This window comes from Rhizobium sp. YTUHZ044 (assembly GCF_051123975.1).
Lineage (GTDB): Bacteria > Pseudomonadota > Alphaproteobacteria > Rhizobiales > Rhizobiaceae > Rhizobium.
The window spans coordinates 3,417,777-3,436,929 of the sequence record NZ_CP101426.1 but is presented as its reverse complement, the minus strand read 5'-3'; the positions used below and the strand labels follow the sequence as shown (position 1 = coordinate 3,436,929).

Genomic DNA, 19,153 nt, shown 5'->3' with positions numbered 1-19,153 from the left:
CCATGGAGGCACCCGGACGTCTCGTGCTTGTTGTCGGTCCAAGCGGCGCCGGCAAGGACACTCTCATCGACTATGCTCGCGATCGGCTCAGAACTAACCCGCGCAGTCACTTCGTGCAGCGGATTATCAGCCGTCCGGCAGGGGTGGGCGAAGATCACCAACCCGTCTGCCCTCAAGAATTTGCGCGGATGGTCGATGACGGCCGCTTCGCCCTGCACTGGCAGGCGCATGGCCTGTCCTACGGCATTCCGTCGGAGATCGACGGCTGGCTGCAGCGCGGCGACACCGTCGTTGCCAACGGTTCGCGCGCCGTTCTTGTCGGCGCGCGCAGGCGCTATCCGCAAATTTCCATCGTCAATGTCACCGCACCATTGGGCGTCCTAGCCAGACGCCTTGTCGGGCGAGGGCGCGAAAGTCTCGAGAACGTGCGCCAGCGCCTGGTTCGGGGGGAAGGGCATCCCGTCGAAGGCAGCGATGTCATTCACGTCCACAACTCCGGTCCGCTGGAAATCGCCGGAGAGCGTCTTCTCGAAATCATCACGGCAAATCTCGGGAGGCAATGAGGGCCTCCCCGAACGCAGTATCAGCACCGCGGAAGATCAAGCGTCAATTTCGATCCATTTCTTCCCCAAATCTCCTGTCGAGACGCTCCTTCAGTCGGAAACCCATACTCTCTTCCCATCTGATGGCTTTGTATCGACGGACATATTCGACGGCGTTCATGTGTGATGGCCACGCCATTTACAAGCCCCTTTTCGACCAGCCCTGTAGATCACGCGACCTTCGCCACCAAATCCTATGCGTAGTGAATTGAAAGCGAGCAGAAATGATGAGGCTTCTTACGGCACCATGTTGCGCTCGATTAGAACAGAGCAACTTCGATATTGGCAAGCGTCGTCAATCCGCAGTCCGGACTCCCGGTCCTGGAGCAAAGATGACTGCCGACCACCGCGTGACCATTCTGCCGCGTGATTAAATGCTGTGTCAGGCTCCATAGGCGAATAGATATCCCAAAGTTCGCCCGAAGCACGATGCCAAGTCATCTAGTGGCGAGGGCATCAGCCATCTGCTGTTCCGCTCTCAACATACGTAGCGCCTCCAATGTGAACACGTTGAAGAGTCTGTCGGAAGTTACCCAGCCTACTATCAAAGCTTTCGCGCCGGATTTCTGCGTTGGCTCTTTCAGGATCCCAGAGCAACTCATGTAGGACGCGGCCGCTCATCGTATTCGGTCGACCGAGCTCAAGGAGATGCAAGATGGTCGGCACGAAATCGCAAATGCCAGATGGTGCCGTCGAGATTGAACCTGCCGCCGGGAAAGCGGAGCCAGCGACAATGCCGACAGCCGCGAGTTCCTTCGCATGCAGGCCACCATGCACGCCGAGGCCTGCACGACAATCGTTGTCATAGAAAGTGCCGCCGACTAGGCCGAAGGGGTCGACGTTGTCGTCTGGGCGGAATGAAAAGGAGACGTCCGGCGCACGTGCGTGATCGGCAAAGACCAAATGATTGCCGAGACTGCCAGGCGCGATACCGTCGATCTCGTTTCGAGCTCGCGTGAAGACTGATCCGCACCATGGCTGTTCGGTGATCGTCGTCACCAGCCGTGCGACCTCTTCGTCGGTCGGATTGGCAAGATATAGCGCGCCCACCTGGCCGGGCACGACGACTACATCGACCTCCGCTGCAGGAGCGATGCCTGGCCTAAAGCCGGCATCCCGCAGGCTGTCGATCACCGAAACGCGCGTATGGCCGGTAATGTGCCCGTGATCCGAGGCCACAATGATTTGAACGCCTTCCGCTCGTCGCTCTGTCTCCCACCAGTCGAGTACGCGACCAAACTGCTGATCACAATGTGTGATGATTCTGCGGGTAATTTCCGAACCAGTACCATGGAAGTGCGAGGTACTGTCGGGTTCGCCGTAGGAGAGAATGGTCACGTCCGGGCGGTGTCTCCGCCAAACCAATTCAAGAAAAGCCGAGGTGATCCAGTCCTGTCCTTCCATGTCTGACTCAAGATCCGGCGGCTCCGGTGGCAATGGACCTACAAGTGCCTCAGCTTCCGCCAAGACGTTATCGGGGGTACAAGCTTGCCGGAAATGGCCGGAGAGGCGAACATGCCCGAAATCCTCCGCCTTGTGATTGAAGAAGCGGGTCGTGCCGGCCGTGTTCGTGGCTAAGACCGCCAACTTGCGCCCCGCTCGAGCGAGAATCTCGCCGAGTGTCGGCACGGACATCAATCGTCCGCCGCTTTCGACGTCGAGCTGGCGCAGGAGGGCAGCGTCAGAAGTTTCGATAAAACGCGGCGGCGTAACTGACCGATCGACATATTTGTTGCCTACCATGCCATGGCTGCCTGCGGTGGTGCCGGTGACGAGACTCGGGAAGGCCGACCGAGTCTCGCTCGGGTAGATCGTCCGGTGTTTCGAAAGCGTTATGCCGAGAGACTGCAAGCGGCAGAGATTTGGCGTCAGTTCGGGAGAGATGAGATCAGGCCTAAGGCCGTCGAAACTAACTATGACAAAACGCATGGAGACCTTCACTTGTCTGGGAAGAAACGAGGAAAAGAAATGGAAAGGCGGGCAAGCCCTCGCGATTACTGCAAGCCCGTGTCGAGCCGGTCGCGTAGCCAGTCTCCCAACAGGCTGATTGAAAGCGTTGTGATGACGATCAGCGCCGCGGGCGCAAACATGATCCAGGGGGCACGCGTCATATATTCCCGTCCGTAGCCGACCATGTTCCCGAGGCTTGTCATTGGAGGCTGAACGCCAAGCCCCAAGAAAGACAAGCTACTTTCCATCAGAATGATCTCGGGAAACGTCAATGTCATCGAGACAATCAGTGTCGAAGAGATATTCGGGAGAATATGCCGCAGATAGACGCGTGACGGGCGCGCTCCCAACTGGCGAACAGCGCCCGCATATCCTTGCGCGCTCGCCGAGATTGCAAGTCCTCGGGCGATACGGGCATAGCGCTCCCATCCGTAAAGCCCCATTAACCCAATGAAAAGCGGCAGGGCATTGCCAAAAAAAGCCAGGACCGAAAGCGATAGAATGAGGAACGGCATCGCGGCCTGGAAGTCCGCCAGCATCAAGATGAATTGCTCCACGCGTCCGCGGAAATGCGTCGCGGCGAAGCCCATCGTCGTGCCGAGACAGGCAGAGATCACAGTTGCCCCCAGCGCGACCAGAACGGAGATCCGAACAGAGAAGATCAAACGCGAAAGCACATCCCGCCCGAGTTCGTCGGTTCCGAGCAAGTGCTTGGGGTGGAAGGGTGAAGCCAGCCGGTTCGGAAGGTCGAGAGCGGTGTATTGATAAGGAGCGATCTGGTTGGCCAGCACCGCGATGAGTACGACGATCCCGATCCAGAGCAAGCTTACAATGACGGAGACCGGCATCCGGCGCGGTTTGGTCTTCTTTGACTTGGCGACCACCGGTTGATTGACTTTTTCCATCATGCTCATCTCAGTGGCCTCCACCCGTGTCGCCATTGGAAAGGCGCGGGTCCAGGACACCGTAGAGGAAGTCGACGACGAGATTGGAGAACACCATGGCCACGGCTACGAGCAGTAAGATGCACTGAACGACGGCAAGATCCCGCGAGGCAACTGAAACGACCAATAAATTGCCGAGCCCTGGCCAAGAGAAAACGCTCTCGATCACGACCGAACCTGCGATCAGGTTGCCGACCATGAAGCCGACGATGGTTACCGTGGGGATCGCCGCATTCGGTAAGGCGTGACCACGGACCACCGAAGGCCAGGGGATTCCCTTGGCGCTCGCCGTCCGGATATAGGGTTGCCCCAAAACTTCCAGCATCGCGCTCCGAACAAAGCGGGCAAGAACGGCGGCGCCGCCAACGCCAAGCGTGATGATCGGCAATATGATGTGTTGAAGACCGCCAGCACCGCCGGTTGGCAACCATGACAACCAGATTGCGAAGAATTGGACCAGAACCAAGCCAAGCACGAAGCTTGGAACCGTGTAGCCGGCGACCGCCGTGATCATGACGGCGCGGTCGATGGCGCTGTCACGGTGCAAGGCGGCGTAAACGCCGGCCGGAATGCCGATTGCCAACTTCATTAAGAGCGCCGGCAGCGTCAGCATGAGAGTTGCCGGGATTCTTGAAAGTACCAGGTCCAGTGCACTTCCCCCTCCGCGCATCGACTGGCCGAGTTCACCATGAAAAATCGCCGCGAAATAGTGGAAGTATTGCATCCAGAGCGGCTGATCGAGACCCCACTCCCGCCGGAAGGCGGCCATAGCCTCGGGTGAGGCGTCTTCACCCATGATGCTGCGCGCGGGGTCTCCAGAGAGCCGGAGCACAAGGAAAACGAAGGTGACGACAAGGGCGACCGTGAAGGCAGCGCGCAGGATACGGATGGCGAAATATCGGAACATCAGGGTTCAACCTTCCTGGCTACCAGGCTGGCATCGACGGCATGACAGGCGACAGAGCGACCGTCCGGCTGCATCGAGAGTGTGGGCGAAACACTCGCGCATTCGGGGCGGGCGACAGGACAGCGCGGATGAAACGCGCAGCCCGTCGGGCGCGCGGCTGGGTTGGGTGGCTCACCTTTGAGGACGATGCGCTCACGCGTCCGCTGGCCAGCAATCGGAACCGCGGAAACAAGCGCCTTGGTGTAGGGGTGGGTGGGTTTCGAGAGCAGCAGATTCGTCTCGCCGTATTCGACGATACGTCCAAGATACATCACCCCCATCCGCTGGCTGATTTGCCGAACCACTTTCAAGTCATGACTGATGAACAGCAGACTGAGACGCAGGTTCGTTTGCAGGTCCATAAGGAGGTTCACAACCTGTGCCTGGATCGATACGTCGAGCGCCGAAACCGGCTCGTCGCAAACCAGCAGCGCTGGCTCCATGATCAGTGCCCGGGCGAGAACAGCACGCTGACGCTGTCCTCCCGACAGTTGCGAAGGCAGGCTCGCGGAATGCGTGGCGTTCAAGCCAACCGTCTCGAGCACCGCCAGCGCCTTGCTGCCACGCTTTGGCGCAGGTCCGATGTCATGAATATCCAGTGGTTCGCGCACCTGATCGAGAATTGCAAGACGCCGGTCAAGCGCTGCGAGCGGATCCTGGTAGATCATTTGCATTTGGGCGCGCAGACGGCGCCACGGGGGCGTATCGACATGCGGCAGTTCAGTACCGCGAAACAGGACCTTTCCGCTGTTCGGCCGCTCAAGGCCAAGTGCGATCCGTCCCGTGGTCGATTTGCCAGAACCGGATTCACCGACGAGTGCCAGCGTTTCGCCCGGTTGTAGCGAGAGTGTTACGTCATCAACCGCCCTGACTGGCACGTTCTTTCCGAAGAGTCCCTGCCGCGTCGGATAGCTTCGGGAAATACCCTGGAGTTCGAGAATGTTCGCGATCATGCCAGCAAGCCCCCATCAAGTTCCTTGGGCTCTTCGCGTCCTTCGGCAGAACCCACGCCGCAGGCAGAGAAGCGATCGGCATCAATCCGAAGGAGGGCCGGAATTGCCGATTCACATACGGTCATGCGCCGCAGACAGCGCGGAGCGAAGGCGCATCCGGATGGCATACTGGCAGGCTCAGGTACCTGCCCTTCGATCGGAACGAGCCGCTGCAGCGGACCAGTAAAGGGTGGCAAAGCCGCCAAGAGGCCTTGCGTATAGGGATGTTCTGGGTGCGCGAAGATCAGTTCCGACGGTGCCATCTCGACGACACTGCCGGCATACATGACCGCGATCCGTTCGCAGGTTTCTGAGACGACGCCGAGATCGTGACTGATCAGAACAAGCGCCATGCCCGTGTCGCGCCGGATGGTCGTCAGGAGATCGAGGATCTGTGCCTGGATCGTGGCGTCGAGAGCGGTGGTCGGCTCGTCGGCAACCAGGACGTCTGGCTTTCCCCCCAACGCCATGGCGATCATGACGCGTTGGTTCTGCCCACCGGACAATTCATGCGGATAGGAATCGAGCCGCCGGGCGGCGTCCGGAATACCAACGAGATCTAATAGACGTTTTGCCTCTCCCCGGACACTTGAACCGGACAGGCCCTGATGGCGGGAAAGAACCTCACCAATCTGACGACCGACGCGAATAACAGGGTTGAGCGCACTTGAGGGATCCTGGAGGATCATGGCGACGCGTCCGCCTCTGATCCGGTCCAGCCGCGTTTGTGCGACCGTCAACAGATTTTCTCCATCCAGACGAACGGCTCCCGACACGCTTGCCGTTCTTGGCAGAAGACCCAGAGCGGCAAGCCAGGTCACGGACTTTCCGCTGCCCGATTCGCCGACGATGCCGAGGGCCTCACCCGGTGACAGCGTGAGGTCGATTCCTCGTAGCGCCCGCAAGCCGTTGAAGTCGACCGTCAGGCCTTCGATCGTGAGCAGGGCTTCCCGCGACGAGGTCGCCGGAGGTACGGATTTTGGGGTGGCTTCGGCGAGGTTTTCCACCGGCCTTTCTCCAAGCGTGACCATCATTTCTGCGTGTATGCAGTGTTGAACGGGCCGAAGTTCAGATCGAGCGTCTGGCCGGGCTGCCAGATGACGTCCTTTCGTTTCGCGTAGAATTGACCAGACCCGTGCAGGATGACGCAGGGCGGGTTCTTCTCATCAATGATTTCCAGCATTTCGCGGATGATTGTCCGTCGATCAGCGACTTCAACAGTCGACTTGAGTTTTTCGCCGAATGCGAAAAACTCCTTGTCTTGCCACATACCGAGCTCGGGGAGCTCGCCGTTCGGTCCCAAGAGCCGCCAGGCGTGGGCGAGCAGGTCTGGAAAGATCGCCGTCGTTGAGTTGTCGTAGATCGCGTTGATCGGCTTCTGCTCAATTTGACCGAAGTTCTCCATCATCTTGAGTTCGACGTTGAGGCCAACAGTCCGCCACATCTCGACCATGATCTGAGCGCCGGCGACCTGGTTCGGATAATAGTTGTTCAGAAGCTTGTAGGTGATTGTTTCACCCTTGTAGCCGCTTTCGCCGAGGAGCTTGCGAGCCAGGTCGGGATCGTAGGCAAGAGCGGGGAAGTCTTCGATGTAACCTTCGCCGAAACTCGGGAGCTGCATGCCGTTCGGGATCGGCAGCCGATTTTGCCAGAGCGCCTCCACCAGCGCTTTGCGGTCGAGAGCCACGCTCAATGCCCGGCGAACGCCGACGTTCGAGAGTACCGGCCCGGTTGTGTCGATGACCAAGGAGCGCGTATTCTGGACCGGACCACCCGCGACCTCGAGCCCCTGCCGCCCTTCGATCTCGGAAAACATGTCGGGCGTCAGGTCGGTGATCAAGTCGACTTCCCCGGCGGCAAGCGCGTTCATCCGCGAAGCAAGTTCGGGGACGATGCGAAATTCGATGCCAGCAAAGGGTGGCTTGCCACCCCAATAATCGTCGAAGGCGGTGAGTACGATGTTGATGTCAAGCTTCTGGCTGACGAAGCGATAGGGACCCGTACCAACGGGAGCCGCTATCCATTTATCCCAGGATCCAGCCGCTTCGAAAGCACGGCTGCTGACGATTTCCGATGACCATGAGGCCAGACGTTTTTCAAGCAGGGCATCCTCGCCCTTTGCCCGAACGATGACAGTGTGGTCGTCAACAACGTCGACGCGGTCGATCGTCTCGAGGGTCTGCATTGCGACCGATTTACCAGCCTTGCCGGGGCCGAGGAGATGATTTGGGCTCAGTGAAAAGGCAACATCCTGGGCAGTGAATGGATTGCCCCCATGGAAAGAAACGCCCTTGCGCAGGAAAAGACGAACTGCTCTGCCGTCGACACGTTCCCAGCGCTCGGCAAGCGCCGGGCGCAATTCCAGCTTTTCTGTCTGATCAAAGGCGATGAGCGTGTCGAATATCTGAGGGATAACGCGACGTGCAGCCGTACTATTATAGAGGACAGGCTCGATTGCTGCCGGAAAGGCAGACATTGCAACCTTGAGAACACGCCGGTCCTCGGCGCGGGCCAGAAAGGGCAAGCCTGTTATCGACATGAAAGCACCGGCGGCGCCGGCGGCCAAAATGCTGCGTCTTGTAGCTGTCAGATTGCGCATGTTCCAAACATCCTTGCCGAAGCGAGCGTTGTGCTTCCGAGGTTGATGATCATTCTGATGCCGCCGATTAGAGAGGCGCCAGAGCTCGCCGAAAACATCAACGGCATTCATTACAGTGACATGACAATCATCGCAAAATGCGATAGCAATCCCACGACAGCGGATGGATGGCCGCGGTACTAGGGAGTTGCTTGTGACAGACGATAGGGACCTTTCCCTCAACGCCGTGCGTGCTTTCATACAGGTTGCGCGCGACAGCAGCGTTACCCGGGCATCCAAGACCCTCGGCATTACCCAGAGCTCGGTCAGCCGCCACCTTGCGGTCCTGGAGGAATATCTGGGCACCAAGCTGATTGAGCGGCGTGGCCGGCAAAGCCAGTTGACCGACTTCGGTAGGCTGTTCGCCGATGCGATTGGCGAGCCCCTCGACACAATTCTGTTCACGGCGAAGCGGATGCGACGAAACGGTCGAAAGGATGGTAACAGGCTTGTCGTTCGCACCTCGCTCGCCACCTTCGCCTACACGGTCCTGATCCCGAACCTGCGCGATTTTTCGAAGGAAATGAGTGGCGTGACGGTGGATGTGATCAGTACACTTTCAGCGCCGACCTCCACGGACAGCTTCGATGTCCTCCTGACCCGAGACCTTACATTGACCGAGCCTTCCGACCGCTGGGACATCTATGACGAGCAACTGGTTTGCGTGGGCGCCCCTGACTGCATTGCCGGCCGCGGGCTGAACGCGCTGCGAAGCACTCCCGTGATTGCTGTCACGTCTCGCCCCGACATTTTGCCTATCTGGCTGCGGGGGATGGATCTCAAGACGGCGGATGTTACCTCAGGCGCGCGGTACGACCACCACTACCTGGCGTTGCCTGCCGTCACCACGGGGCAGACGCTGCTGGTGGCGCCCCATATACTCGTCGCGGATTTGATCCGGCAGGGGCTGCTTGAGGTGCTTTCAGGCTCTCGTGCACCGAGTGGCATGCAGTACCGTGCCTACGCGGTCGACCGCAGCAGCAACCCGGATGTCGCGCGAGCTTTCTGCCGTTGGCTGACCCGCCTCTGCCGAAAAATGACAGAGGAAGATACTCTGACGCGGTAAGCAAGCTATCGCAAAATGCGATCACTAACGCCGATTTGCGCGATGTGCCAACTGGCAGGTGGTAAAAGCTCCCGTTAGTTCTGGATCAGACCCAGCACTTCGAGGAGAGTTGCCTTGCCACTCATCGCCAAAAGGCTACAAGCCGTCCGTCCTTCTCAGACCAAGGCCATGACGGCCGCGGCCGCCACGCTTAAGGAAAAGGGCGTTGATGTCATCACACTCAGCCAGGGCGAGCCGGATTTCGACACGCCCGCCGCGGTCCAAAACGCTGGCATTGTTGCAATCCGCAGCGGCAGGACACGCTATACGCCGGTTGCCGGCGTCAAGCCGCTGCGCGAGGCAATCCGCGACAAGCTCAAGCGCGACAACAATCTCGACTACGATATAGACCAGATCACCGTCGGCTGCGGCGCCAAGCAGGTGGTCTTCAACGGACTATTCGCCAGCCTCGATCCGGGCGATGAGGTGATCATCCCAACGCCCTGCTGGGTCTCCTATCCCGACATGGTGTGGCTTGCCGGCGGCGAGCCGGTGCTGGTCGAGTGCCACGAGCATTTCGGCTTCAAGCTCAAGGCGGAGGATCTCGAGGCGGCGATCACGCCACGCACCAAGTGGCTGATGCTGAACTCGCCGAACAACCCGACCGGTGCGGTCTATTCGAAGGCGGAGTTTGCCGACCTTGCGGCCGTGATTCGTCGCTACAGACAGGTGCATGTGCTTGCCGACGACATCTACGAGAAGCTCGTCTACGGCAAGCGCTTCGCCACCATGGCTGAGGCGGCCCCCGATCTCATCGACCGGACATTGACCGTCAATGGCGTTTCCAAGTCTAGTGCCATGACCGGCTGGCGGCTCGGTTATGGTGCCGGCCCGAAGGAACTGATTAAGGCAATGAACACGATCCAAGGACAGACCTCGTCGCATACCAGCTCGATCTCGCAATATGCGGCGATCGAGGCGATCGGCGGTAACCAGGACTATCTCGGCGGTTTCGTCTCCGACTTCGAGAAGCGCCGCGATCTGGTGGTCGAGAAGATCAACGAGGCGCAGGGGCTCAAATGTCGGACGCCGGACGGCGCCTTCTACGTCTTCGTCAATTGCGGCGGTGTGCTCGGCAAGGTCACGCCGCACGGAAAGCTGATCGAAACCGACACGGACTTCGCACTCTACCTCCTAGAGCAGTTCGGCGTTGCCGTCGTCCCAGGCAGCGGCTTCATGGCCTCGCCCTATATTCGAATCTCCTACGCCGCCTCGCTTGAGGAGGTGAACGTCGCCTGCGGCCGCATCCTTGCTGCCTGTGAAGCCCTTTCCGAAAGTGAGAAGACCTGTGAGCAAAGCAAGAAAACTGCGTGAGGCGATGGCCGAGCGCGGCCTCGTCCACATCATGGCAGCCCACAGTCCGCTCTCGGCGATCCTCGCCGAAGAAGCCGGTTTCGACGGCATCTGGGCGTCCGGTTTCGAGCTCTCGGCCCTCTATGGACTTGCGGACATGAGCCTGATCACCATGACCCAGCATCTCGACATGCTGCGGGCGATCGCTGGCCAATCTTCGTTGCCGATCGTCGCGGATATCGACACCGGCTATGGCAACGCCCTGAACGTCATTCATGCGATCCGCGAATACGAGAAGGCCGGCGCTGCCGCCATTGTCATCGAAGACAAGACGTTCCCGAAGGTCACCAGCCTTGCCGCCGATGGCCGCCAGGAATTGCTGCGGATCGAGGAGTTCCGGGGCAAGATCGAGGCGGCGGTCGCAAGCCGCAACGATCCGGATTTCCTCGTCATCGCCCGCACCGAAGCTCTGATCGCCGGCTTAGGAGAGGAAGAGGCGCTGGAGCGCGCCATGGCCTATGCCGAGGCTGGCGCCGACATGGTGCTCATTCACTCGAAGAGGAAGGATCCTGCCGAGATCGAGAGTTTCTCGCGCGGATGGAAGGGGCCGGTTCCGCTCACCATCGTTCCGAACGCCTATCCCGAGCTCGACGCGACGCGCATTAGGGCGCTCGGCAACATCCGTATGACCATCTACGGCAACTATGGTATTCGTGCTGCCACAACCGCTATGCAGGATACCTTCAGGCGGATCATCGCCGATGGCGGCGTGCAGAGGGTCCACAAGGATATCGTGCCGGTGGAGGAAATTTTCCGCCTGCAGAAGATGGATCAGGTTAAGGCCGCCGAAAAGCGGTTCCTGAGATAGGAGGTACCATGGGGACCGGGTCTTTCAAGCATCAGGAACTGTTTGAAGGTGAACGCCGCCGCCTAAACCGCGACAACGATCGGACTCACACACCGTTCGCGGACTGCTCGACGAGATTGAGCAGTGGTTTAAGATCCGGTTGTCGCTCGACCAACCTAGTCCACGACCGCTTGCGCATCCTTAACATTCTCATCGCGGGAGTGGCGATGCCGAAGACAAGCCACAACCACTTGGCAACTGCTATCAGCATTCAACGGTAGCCGTCCTGCTTTACGGGTCTGGGTCCAACAACGCTATCTGCAGCGCCAGTTCAGCGACAACTCGTCACCAGATCCGAAGATGGTAAGATCCTGCCCGTCGATCTCCTGGAACGTTGCTGCCTTTCAAATCAAACCAGATGTGAAGTTCATCGGCGGAAGCTGCTTGCGGAGGACACAGGTCTCCGCAAGCGGCTGCTGCAGCGACCGGGATGTGTTTGGCGGCTTCGAGTTCTCTAAGGACCCGCAAATTGGTTCTGGTTTGATGAGGAGAGCAACTCACAGGCTATTCCCAAAGCCCGTGAGGCTGCGCCGCCTGATTCACCTTCGATCTCCAACTAGGAAAGCGATACCAATCCCGGCTGCGCTTCCGATGGCTAGAAGAGGCCCCAGATAGATGAATATGGGACTTATCCCCGCCAACGTGACGGTTGCGCTGGATGCTACTATGGCTCCAATGGCCGTCCAGGCGTAACCGCCGTCTTCAGCGGTTTCGTTTTCGTCGGACGTTTTGTCAGAGTCCCGAATGGCTTCGACGGCTCCCCGCGTAAGACCAATGAAGAAGAGGAGCGTCGCCACCGCGCCCAGTGCCAGTGCGATATGAAATATCCACATTACTTCACCTTTAGACTTTTGCTGTTTCGAATTGGCCGATAGGGGCGGGAACAGTGCTATCGACACCGATTTCGCTTCTGACATTTTGCAGCGACGCCATATCGAATTTCCGCCCGTCCAGCAGGCCCGCGACAAGAACCGTACCGCCACTCACTCCCAAAGTGGTAAGCGTACCCCAGAGTTCACCGTGGATATAGCGAACTGTTTGGCCAAGTATGATCGAAAGCACGACACCGCCGACAAAGCCGACTGTGTTGGTGCGTGACCAGATGATTGCTAGAACGAAGGGAATCAGGATGGCCGTTCGCAGCGACGACTCCGTCAAGACCAGCGAGGTGAAGTCAATACCAGTGAGCAATATGGCCAGGCCGACCGCTCCACCGGAAAGGATCGAGACCTTTGTGATCAGGAACAGGCGGCGCTCGTTCGTGTCAGGCCATAGCCTTCGTACGATGTCGACTGCGACTACGGAAGAGAGTGCAGAACTCGCAGCATCAATGCTCGAATACGATGCCGCCAGGATCGTAAGGCAATAGAGCAGGACGAGAATGAGAGGTAGGCCAAGGTGGGACACGATATAGGGTCCGATGGCAACGATGTCGCCGCCGATATCCGCAGGTGTCAGACCGTAGGCAATTCCAACCAAGCCAAGCATGCCCGCCGCTATGGGAATGGGGTAAAAGAGGGCACCTGCCCAGAAAAACACCCGCGTGACTTCACGGCTGCGGATGGACCAGACTTTCTGCCAGAGGGCTTGGTCGCCGATAGCCGTAAGCAGACCGAATGCTAGGGTGATACCGAACCCGGCCGCAGCATCCGCTCGCAGTACGCTCAGGTTCTGGGGATTAGCTTCACCCACAGCAGAAAATACTGCGTCCGCCCCCCCGGGTATAAAATGATACACGGCAATCACCACAATGGCGGACGGCACAGTTAGCATCAGCGTATTCAATGTTCCGGTGATGACGCTGGTCCACAAACCCCCGAAGTAGGAGTAGGCCAATATGCAAAGAATGCCCACGGATGCAGCCAATTCGGGCTTAATCCCGAAGACGACAGACATGACGATCGACAGGCCCTTGAGATTGATAAGGATGGCGAGGGGGGCTCCCAACACCACGGTCAAGGTTACGACGCCGGACGCTAGTTTCGAATCCTTGAATCTATGGCGAATGAACTCGGGGATAGTGTACCCATTCGGCATGCTCCGGCGAAGAATGCGAGCAAACGGGATCATCGCTATGACCGCAAAGCCGTTCGGAACCACGAACCACAGCAGTCCGGACAGGCCCCACTGGAATGTCATCCCCGCACTCATCAATACCGCCATCGCGTAGGTCCAAGCAGAGATAACCGCGCCCACTCCGAACCCGAATCCCACTTGTCGATTGGCGATGATGAAGCCGTGGGTGTTACGCACGAAGATACGCTTGATCGTGTAGGACAAGACCAACAGCACGAATGCCAGCAGAATCATTTGTAAGTAACCATAGAGCTGGGGGAGGCCCCCCGAGACCAACATTTCCTTGTTCATGCGTCCCTCTTCTAGATCTCAAAGCCTGGTCGCAATCCGAATGTGCGGAGATGTGAAACAGCTTGGCTGTCCAACCATGGCTCCAACGTTAATCCGGTGGGATTGGCGACTGATAATTGTTAACAATTAAAAATCTACAAAGTTTATGGATTATGTCAAGGTAGGCTTTTCACATCTCTGATGATCCCATTCGACCTGGGCTGGGCGACGCTTCTGAATTCCGGCTCGGATGTATGCTATTGAAGAGCACGGTATCGCACGCTTGGCCTTTGACCCTAAGCAGCGGAGTTACTGGATATGCGGGTAGTGCTGCTTAGACGAGCGAGATTTGCCTCCGTCATTAGGTCTCGACACGCATCACGAAAAGGGAAGATCGGCCAAGGATTCTCGGATTTAATGCTTGGCTTATGCCTTTGAAACAGGCCCCGTTTTTTCTGGCTCTCGTTGAGTTGGCGCAAGAAAGTCGGCAAGTTCGCGATTAGAACGCTGGAAAAAGCTTCGAAACGCTTGCTCTGCGGCATCACCGTCGCCCTTCAGGATTGGTTGGATAAGTTCGTGATGCCGCGCGATGATGCCGCCCTCGATTCCGACAAGATGGTTGGATGATGCAATATAAAGTCTCAGTTGATTGGTGATGAGATCATAGTGTTGAGCAAGCCGATTGTTGCCCGATAGCCCTACAACAGTCCTGTGAAACGCAAGATCAGCCGCCAAAAAATCTTCATTCTCGTCGCGAGCAGCATCCTCCATAGCACGAATGGCATTCGTGAGAGCCGACCTTGCACCATCGTCAATCCGCTCCGCCACAAGCCGTCCCGCCAGACCCTCCAGGCTCGCTCGCAACGTGCCCAATTCCCAGACATCGTGGGGCGTCAAGGTAGTCACCTCCCAGCCTGTATAAGGCCGCTGCACTATAAGGCCTTCGGAAACGAGCCGCTGCAAGGCGGCTCGAATGGTTCCGCGTGACAGGCCGAATTGCTCAGCCAGGCTGATCTCTGTCAGACGGGCGCCTGCAGCAATTCGTCCCGACACGAGCGCATCACGCAGCCTGTTTGCGGCAACGCGGTCCAGACTTTGCTTCGTTGCTGGTTCGAGGTCTGCAATACCGTTCATGAGTTCCTTGCCTTCGTTTTCTGGTTGACTTCGTCTATAGAAATCATCAACAATCGTCAATTGTTAACAATTAACTCTGGTCGCGCCTGCAGTCTCAATCATGGGTGTAAGGGATCGCCTCCGCGTCTCCCAAACACCTCGCTAGGCTTTTCCGGGCTCAGCGGGAGAGATCCCAATCATGGAGAACCCCTTGAACGTCGAACGTGCCATTAGTCAGCAGGCCCTAAAAGCTGGTCGTATCGTTAAAGCTGAAGCCATTTTGGTCGCCATTCCTTTTCAGAGTGATGCGAAACCGGTTTGGAATTTTACCGGTCCGCCAAAGAACACGTTCGACACAATGCTCGTCAGAATCGAGACCGAAAACGGTTTTGTGGGTTGGGGGGAGGCTTTCTCCCGGACAGAGGACATCGCGCTCAAAAACCTCATCGAAAACAGGATCTTCCCGCTGATCATCGGCGAGGATGCTGCGGAAATTTCGAAAATCAAATTCAAGCTGGAATTCGGGCTGCAGAATTTTGGCCGTGTCGGCCCGACTATGTATGCGATTTCTGCTGTTGACATTGCTTTGTGGGACATTGCAGGCAAGGCGGCAGGACTGCCGCTCGTGGACCTGCTTGGGGGCGCCTTTGCACAGGATGTCAGCGTCTATGCGAGCCTGTTGCGCTACGACAACCAAGAGGGGGTCGTCTCGGCGACGCGTCAAGCGATCTCCCTCGGTTACCGACATATTAAGCTTCACGAAGTGACGTACCCAGAAATCGCAGCAGCGTGCAAGGCGGCTGAGGGGCAAGCGGCGGTTATGCTGGACGTGAACTGTCCTTGGTCCGTGGCAGAGGCTCTCGTTATGGACGCGCGCCTCGGCGACCTTGGCCTTCTATGGCTGGAGGAACCCGTCTGGCCGCCGGAGAACTATCGTGGGCTCGCACGCATTCGCGCAGAAAAGCGTCACCGCATCGCCGCTGGAGAAAATGCCGGCTCGCTTCATGACTTCGCTGCGATGATCGATGCTCAGGCGATCGACATCGCGCAACCTGATGTCGCCAAAACGGGGGGCATTTCGGAGCTGCTGAAAATTTCCGCCCTGTGCGAGGCAAGTGCAGTGGAGTTCGTGCCCCACTGCGCTCTGTTTGGACCCGGAATGATCGCCACGATCCACATCAATGCGGCACAGCGTACCGTTCCCTTGCTTGAACGGCTCTATTGCGACTTCGAAGCCGAACTCTATGGAGGCGCTACGGTCCCAAAAGAGGGCAAGCTATTCATTCCCCAAGGCTCGGGACTTGGAATCGATCCGGATCCAGATGTGATCAAACATTACCGCATCAAATGATTAGCTGTCCGGCAACCGGACATGGAATATTCGTACAGGTGGCATATGACATCAACAACAGACCTTGCAATGAGTTGGGAAGAGTGGATCAAACAAGATGCCGTTGCGCTTGCGGAGCTAATCCGAAGTAAACAGATCAGTCCTCGGCAGGCGACAGCGCAGGCGGCGGCGGCGGTCGAACGCCTCAACTCTCAACTCAGCGCCGTACTCGAAGTCTACGAAAACACCCTCGAAGACATTCAGGTTGACGGGCCAGACAAGAGCGGGGCGCTTTACGGCGTGCCGATGCTTCTTAAAGACCTCGGTTCCAGTCTCAAGGGACGGAGGCAGGAAGCTGGGTCGAAGCTCTATCGGAACCACGTGGCAACATCCACCGATCCCGTCGTTGAAAATTATCTGCAGGCCGGACTTATTCCAATCGGGCGATCGACCACGCCTGAATTCGGAAATTCGTTTGACACTACAACCGACCATCTTGGCAAGGTCACGGTCACCCGTAATCCCTGGAACTTGGATCGAACCCCGGGGGGCTCCTCGGGAGGGTCGGCAGCAGCAGTGGCGTCAGGGATGGTTCCGATTGGCTCATCATCGGACGGGGGAGGGTCAACACGCATTCCCGCTTCATTTTGCGGGCTGGTAGGCCTGAAAGCAAGCCGCGGACGAGTGCCCCAGCCGCTCGCAATGAATGAGTATATGACCCGGCACGTCGTAGACGGTGTGTTGACGCGTAGTGTTCGCGACACCGCAGCTATCTATGATTACCTCACACGCATTCCCAGTGGTAGTACATTCATTCACCTCGGGGCGCCGCCCGAATCGTACGTGTCTGCGGCATCGCGCGAGCCAGGCCCACTGCGCATCGGTCTGTCGACGGGGCGGTGGGGTCGCGGCACGGAGACGGTAAGCGAGGTCTCGGAGCGCGTGCGCAGCGTTGGCGGTTTGCTCGACAAGCTCGGTCACCTGGTGGAAGAAATCGACGATTCCACGATCTGCGATTGGGAGGCAATGTGGGATGGCTATGTGACGACCTGGATTTCGAGCAATGCACAGCTTCGCCGGGACGCGCAGGAACGCGGCGTCGATCCAAACGATCTAGAGAACCACGTGACACCAATGATCTACCGCCACTATTTGGCGGCAGATCGCTACGACAAATACGACGTTTGGCGGGCTATGGAGCGCAATAACCAAGTCACGCGCGCGTTTGGTCGCTTTATGAGCCGATTTGATCTTCTGCTAACTCCGACGTTCGCTATACAACCACAGAAAGCCAATGGGCCGTACTCGCTCTTGCGAGACCAGGAGCTTGAGCCGTGGGTTTCCAGGCTTTGCGATGCCTGTCGTTACGTTATGCCCGGTAACGAAACTGGAATGCCGAGCATCTCCCTGCCGGCCGGACTTGACGGCGAGGGGCTTCCGATTGGTGTTCTCCTACATGCCAAATGGGGACGCGAAGATCTGCTGCTACAGATCGCAACACAACTCGAGAGGTGGAAGCCGGAATGGTTTGAAGCGTTTCCACCAATTCACGCTGGGCTAATCTCCTGAAAGACTGGAGTCCGCTGTTGCGGACTACTCTTCGGCGATGACTTCTACAGCGGCGGGGTTCGGCACAAGGGGCTTCGTCGCGCCAACCGCGGTCCCAATTCCATCGAGTCGGTCTATGCCCCCGGCTCGCCGTTGACATAGACGATGGTATCTTGTCTCATCATTTTCGGCGTCGTCGTGGTGTCGATCGCGGTAGCGACAATCGCGTGGACTTTTCCAAGACGAAGTTCTGAATCAGCGAGCCGATATCATCCTCGGCGATCTCGATCTGCAGCGGCTGATTGCTTCCTTCCCTGCGGATACAAAGCAGTGATGAAGGACCGTCATGAGTCTGTCGGCGTTCGCAAGCGTGACACCTCTCTCCCGCGAAGCCTGACGGCGATACTGCAAACGACATTGCAAGACCAAAGATGAATTTCCCATCTCATTTGCCACCTCGACCGTGACATGCTCCAACCCTACCGCCATGTTAAAACAGTCGGGAAGTATGCTACGGCTGCTTTTTTGCGGCGGAGGTCTAGGTTTGCCGCGTAAGCCAATCCGCAAATTGTTTCGCAAGTCTGCGTTGGCTTCCTGCCTTGGGATAGGCAAGATAGTGGCCGATATAGCGATTGTCTCGGGTGTAACTGAAAGGGTGAACGAGACGGCCGTTGTCTAATTCCCGCTTCGCCAGCGTGTTGGATTCCAGAGCTACCCCCAGGCCATTTGCCGCCGCGTCGACTGCAAGAAAACTTCTGTCGAAGCTCATCGCAGGCAACGGAGCTGGCCCAAGATTGTTGAGTTCGAACCAGTCGATCCATTGGATTCGCTTCAAGTCGCTTCGGATGAGTGGAACCCGCGAGAGGTCGCGGGGCGACTTCAGTCTCTCTGCCATTTTTTGACAGCAAAGCGGAGAAACGATTTCCTCGCCCAGAGGCACGACGATGAGATCCTCTCGGTTGGAAGGCTCACCGTAAACGATGTCCACGTCAAAGAGGCCGTCGACGAACCGCGCATAATTCGTGCTTGCCGCCACTCTGACTTCCACTCCTTGATTCTTGATGAGAAAGTCCGGGAGCCGTGGCGACAGCACCTGCGCGGCATAACTCGGGGCGCAGTGAACCCGCAAAAGATGCGCCTTGTTCGATGAAATCCTCTCAACACCGCGCCGAAGCTCTTCGAAGGCGTTGGAGGCATGGGAGAGCAGCGTCTGCCCCGCAAGCGTAAGACTGACCTTGCGTGTGCTGCGTTCAAACAGAGAGGTGCCCAGATCCCGTTCCAGCTTTGCAATCGCGTGGCTGACAGCACTTGGCGACAGGTGCAATTCTTCCGCGGCAGCACGGAAGGAAGCAAGTCGGGCCGCGGCTTCAAAGATGCGGACAGCGGAGAGGGAAGCCATCTGTAACATTTGATTAGTGAACCAGATTCACCCACCGTTG

General features: G+C 57.9%; 15 protein-coding genes. 6 read left to right on the top strand and 9 right to left on the bottom strand.

The window, feature by feature from the left end; translation table 11 throughout:
* Window positions 1-2: 2 nt before the first annotated feature.
* Entirely contained in the window at window positions 3-563 is a 561-nt protein-coding gene (phnN, locus tag NL154_RS17000) for a phosphonate metabolism protein/1,5-bisphosphokinase (PRPP-forming) PhnN (protein WP_434733069.1), read from the top strand.
* A 495-nt stretch (window positions 564-1,058) separates the two neighbouring features.
* On the opposite strand, the gene NL154_RS16995 is transcribed toward phnN, so the two are convergent.
* From NL154_RS16995 to NL154_RS16970, 6 genes are all read right to left on the bottom strand, one after another.
* Window positions 1,059-2,531 carry an alkaline phosphatase family protein gene (locus NL154_RS16995; RefSeq protein WP_434733068.1) on the bottom strand — a complete coding sequence of 491 codons (1,473 nt, stop codon included), beginning with the start codon at window positions 2,529-2,531 and terminating at the stop codon, window positions 1,059-1,061.
* A 65-nt stretch (window positions 2,532-2,596) separates the two neighbouring features.
* Window positions 2,597-3,400 carry an ABC transporter permease gene (locus tag NL154_RS16990; RefSeq protein ID WP_434734110.1) on the bottom strand — a complete coding sequence of 268 codons (804 nt, stop codon included), beginning with the start codon at window positions 3,398-3,400 and terminating at the stop codon, window positions 2,597-2,599.
* 67 nt (window positions 3,401-3,467) lie between these two features.
* Window positions 3,468-4,403, bottom strand: a complete 936-nt coding sequence (locus NL154_RS16985; RefSeq protein WP_434733067.1) for an ABC transporter permease — start codon at window positions 4,401-4,403, stop codon at window positions 3,468-3,470.
* Window positions 4,403-5,395: an ABC transporter ATP-binding protein gene (locus NL154_RS16980; protein ID WP_434733066.1), complete on the bottom strand. Its 993-nt coding sequence runs from the start codon at window positions 5,393-5,395 to the stop codon at window positions 4,403-4,405. The genes NL154_RS16985 and NL154_RS16980 overlap by 1 nt, the downstream gene beginning before the upstream one ends.
* Entirely contained in the window at window positions 5,392-6,378 is a 987-nt protein-coding gene (locus NL154_RS16975; RefSeq protein ID WP_434734109.1) for an ABC transporter ATP-binding protein, read from the bottom strand. The genes NL154_RS16980 and NL154_RS16975 overlap by 4 nt, the downstream gene beginning before the upstream one ends.
* 86 nt (window positions 6,379-6,464) lie before the next feature.
* Complete coding sequence (locus NL154_RS16970; protein WP_434733065.1) at window positions 6,465-8,273, bottom strand: ABC transporter substrate-binding protein; 1,809 nt, start codon at window positions 8,271-8,273, stop codon at window positions 6,465-6,467.
* Between NL154_RS16970 and NL154_RS16965 the strand changes: the two genes are divergently transcribed.
* The 3 genes from NL154_RS16965 (at window position 8,227) to NL154_RS16955 (ending at window position 11,338) form a co-directional block, all read left to right on the top strand.
* Complete coding sequence (locus NL154_RS16965; RefSeq protein ID WP_132589994.1) at window positions 8,227-9,138, top strand: LysR family transcriptional regulator; 912 nt, start codon at window positions 8,227-8,229, stop codon at window positions 9,136-9,138. The genes NL154_RS16970 and NL154_RS16965 overlap by 47 nt on opposite strands.
* 168 nt (window positions 9,139-9,306) lie before the next feature.
* The gene (locus NL154_RS16960) at window positions 9,307-10,491 is read left to right on the top strand and encodes a pyridoxal phosphate-dependent aminotransferase (RefSeq protein ID WP_434734108.1); all 1,185 of its coding nucleotides are present in this window, start codon (window positions 9,307-9,309) and stop codon (window positions 10,489-10,491) included.
* Window positions 10,466-11,338, top strand: coding sequence for an isocitrate lyase/phosphoenolpyruvate mutase family protein (locus tag NL154_RS16955; protein ID WP_132589992.1), 873 nt, complete (start codon window positions 10,466-10,468; stop codon window positions 11,336-11,338). Before NL154_RS16960 ends, NL154_RS16955 begins: the two co-directional genes overlap by 26 nt.
* Window positions 11,339-12,220: 882 nt before the next feature.
* Here NL154_RS16955 and NL154_RS16950 read toward each other — a convergent pair.
* Together NL154_RS16950 and NL154_RS16945 are read right to left on the bottom strand one after the other, a co-directional pair.
* Window positions 12,221-13,744, bottom strand: a complete 1,524-nt coding sequence (locus NL154_RS16950; RefSeq protein WP_434733064.1) for a sodium:solute symporter family transporter — start codon at window positions 13,742-13,744, stop codon at window positions 12,221-12,223.
* A 405-nt stretch (window positions 13,745-14,149) separates the two neighbouring features.
* Window positions 14,150-14,917 carry a GntR family transcriptional regulator gene (locus NL154_RS16945; RefSeq protein ID WP_434733063.1) on the bottom strand — a complete coding sequence of 256 codons (768 nt, stop codon included), beginning with the start codon at window positions 14,915-14,917 and terminating at the stop codon, window positions 14,150-14,152.
* Window positions 14,918-15,047: 130 nt separating this feature from the next.
* Here NL154_RS16945 and NL154_RS16940 point away from each other — a divergent pair, with 130 nt between their 5' ends.
* Together NL154_RS16940 and NL154_RS16935 are read left to right on the top strand one after the other, a co-directional pair.
* On the top strand, window positions 15,048-16,187 hold the full coding sequence (locus tag NL154_RS16940; RefSeq protein ID WP_434733062.1) for a mandelate racemase/muconate lactonizing enzyme family protein: 1,140 nt from the start codon (window positions 15,048-15,050) through the stop codon (window positions 16,185-16,187).
* A gap of 21 nt (window positions 16,188-16,208) precedes the next feature.
* Entirely contained in the window at window positions 16,209-17,735 is a 1,527-nt protein-coding gene (locus NL154_RS16935; RefSeq protein WP_434733061.1) for an amidase, read from the top strand.
* A gap of 517 nt (window positions 17,736-18,252) precedes the next feature.
* Here NL154_RS16935 and NL154_RS16930 read toward each other — a convergent pair.
* Entirely contained in the window at window positions 18,253-19,122 is an 870-nt protein-coding gene (locus NL154_RS16930) for a LysR substrate-binding domain-containing protein (RefSeq protein WP_434733060.1), read from the bottom strand.
* Between the last annotated feature and the right edge of the window lie 31 nt (window positions 19,123-19,153).

Coding starts and splice junctions, on each gene's coding strand:
- NL154_RS16960 (WP_434734108.1), top strand. CDS start 9,307: ATGACGGCCGCGGCCGCCACGCTTAAGGAAAAGGGCGTTGATGTCATC.
- NL154_RS16980 (WP_434733066.1), bottom strand. CDS start 5,395: ATGATCGCGAACATTCTCGAACTCCAGGGTATTTCCCGAAGCTATCCG.
- NL154_RS16970 (WP_434733065.1), bottom strand. CDS start 8,273: ATGAAAGCACGCACGGCGTTGAGGGAAAGGTCCCTATCGTCTGTCACA.
- NL154_RS16985 (WP_434733067.1), bottom strand. CDS start 4,403: ATGTTCCGATATTTCGCCATCCGTATCCTGCGCGCTGCCTTCACGGTC.
- NL154_RS16935 (WP_434733061.1), top strand. CDS start 16,209: ATGGAATATTCGTACAGGTGGCATATGACATCAACAACAGACCTTGCA.
- NL154_RS16930 (WP_434733060.1), bottom strand. CDS start 19,122: ATGTTACAGATGGCTTCCCTCTCCGCTGTCCGCATCTTTGAAGCCGCG.
- NL154_RS16950 (WP_434733064.1), bottom strand. CDS start 13,744: ATGAACAAGGAAATGTTGGTCTCGGGGGGCCTCCCCCAGCTCTATGGT.
- phnN (WP_434733069.1), top strand. CDS start 3: ATGGAGGCACCCGGACGTCTCGTGCTTGTTGTCGGTCCAAGCGGCGCC.
- NL154_RS16995 (WP_434733068.1), bottom strand. CDS start 2,531: ATGCGTTTTGTCATAGTTAGTTTCGACGGCCTTAGGCCTGATCTCATC.
- NL154_RS16990 (WP_434734110.1), bottom strand. CDS start 3,400: ATGCCGGTCTCCGTCATTGTAAGCTTGCTCTGGATCGGGATCGTCGTA.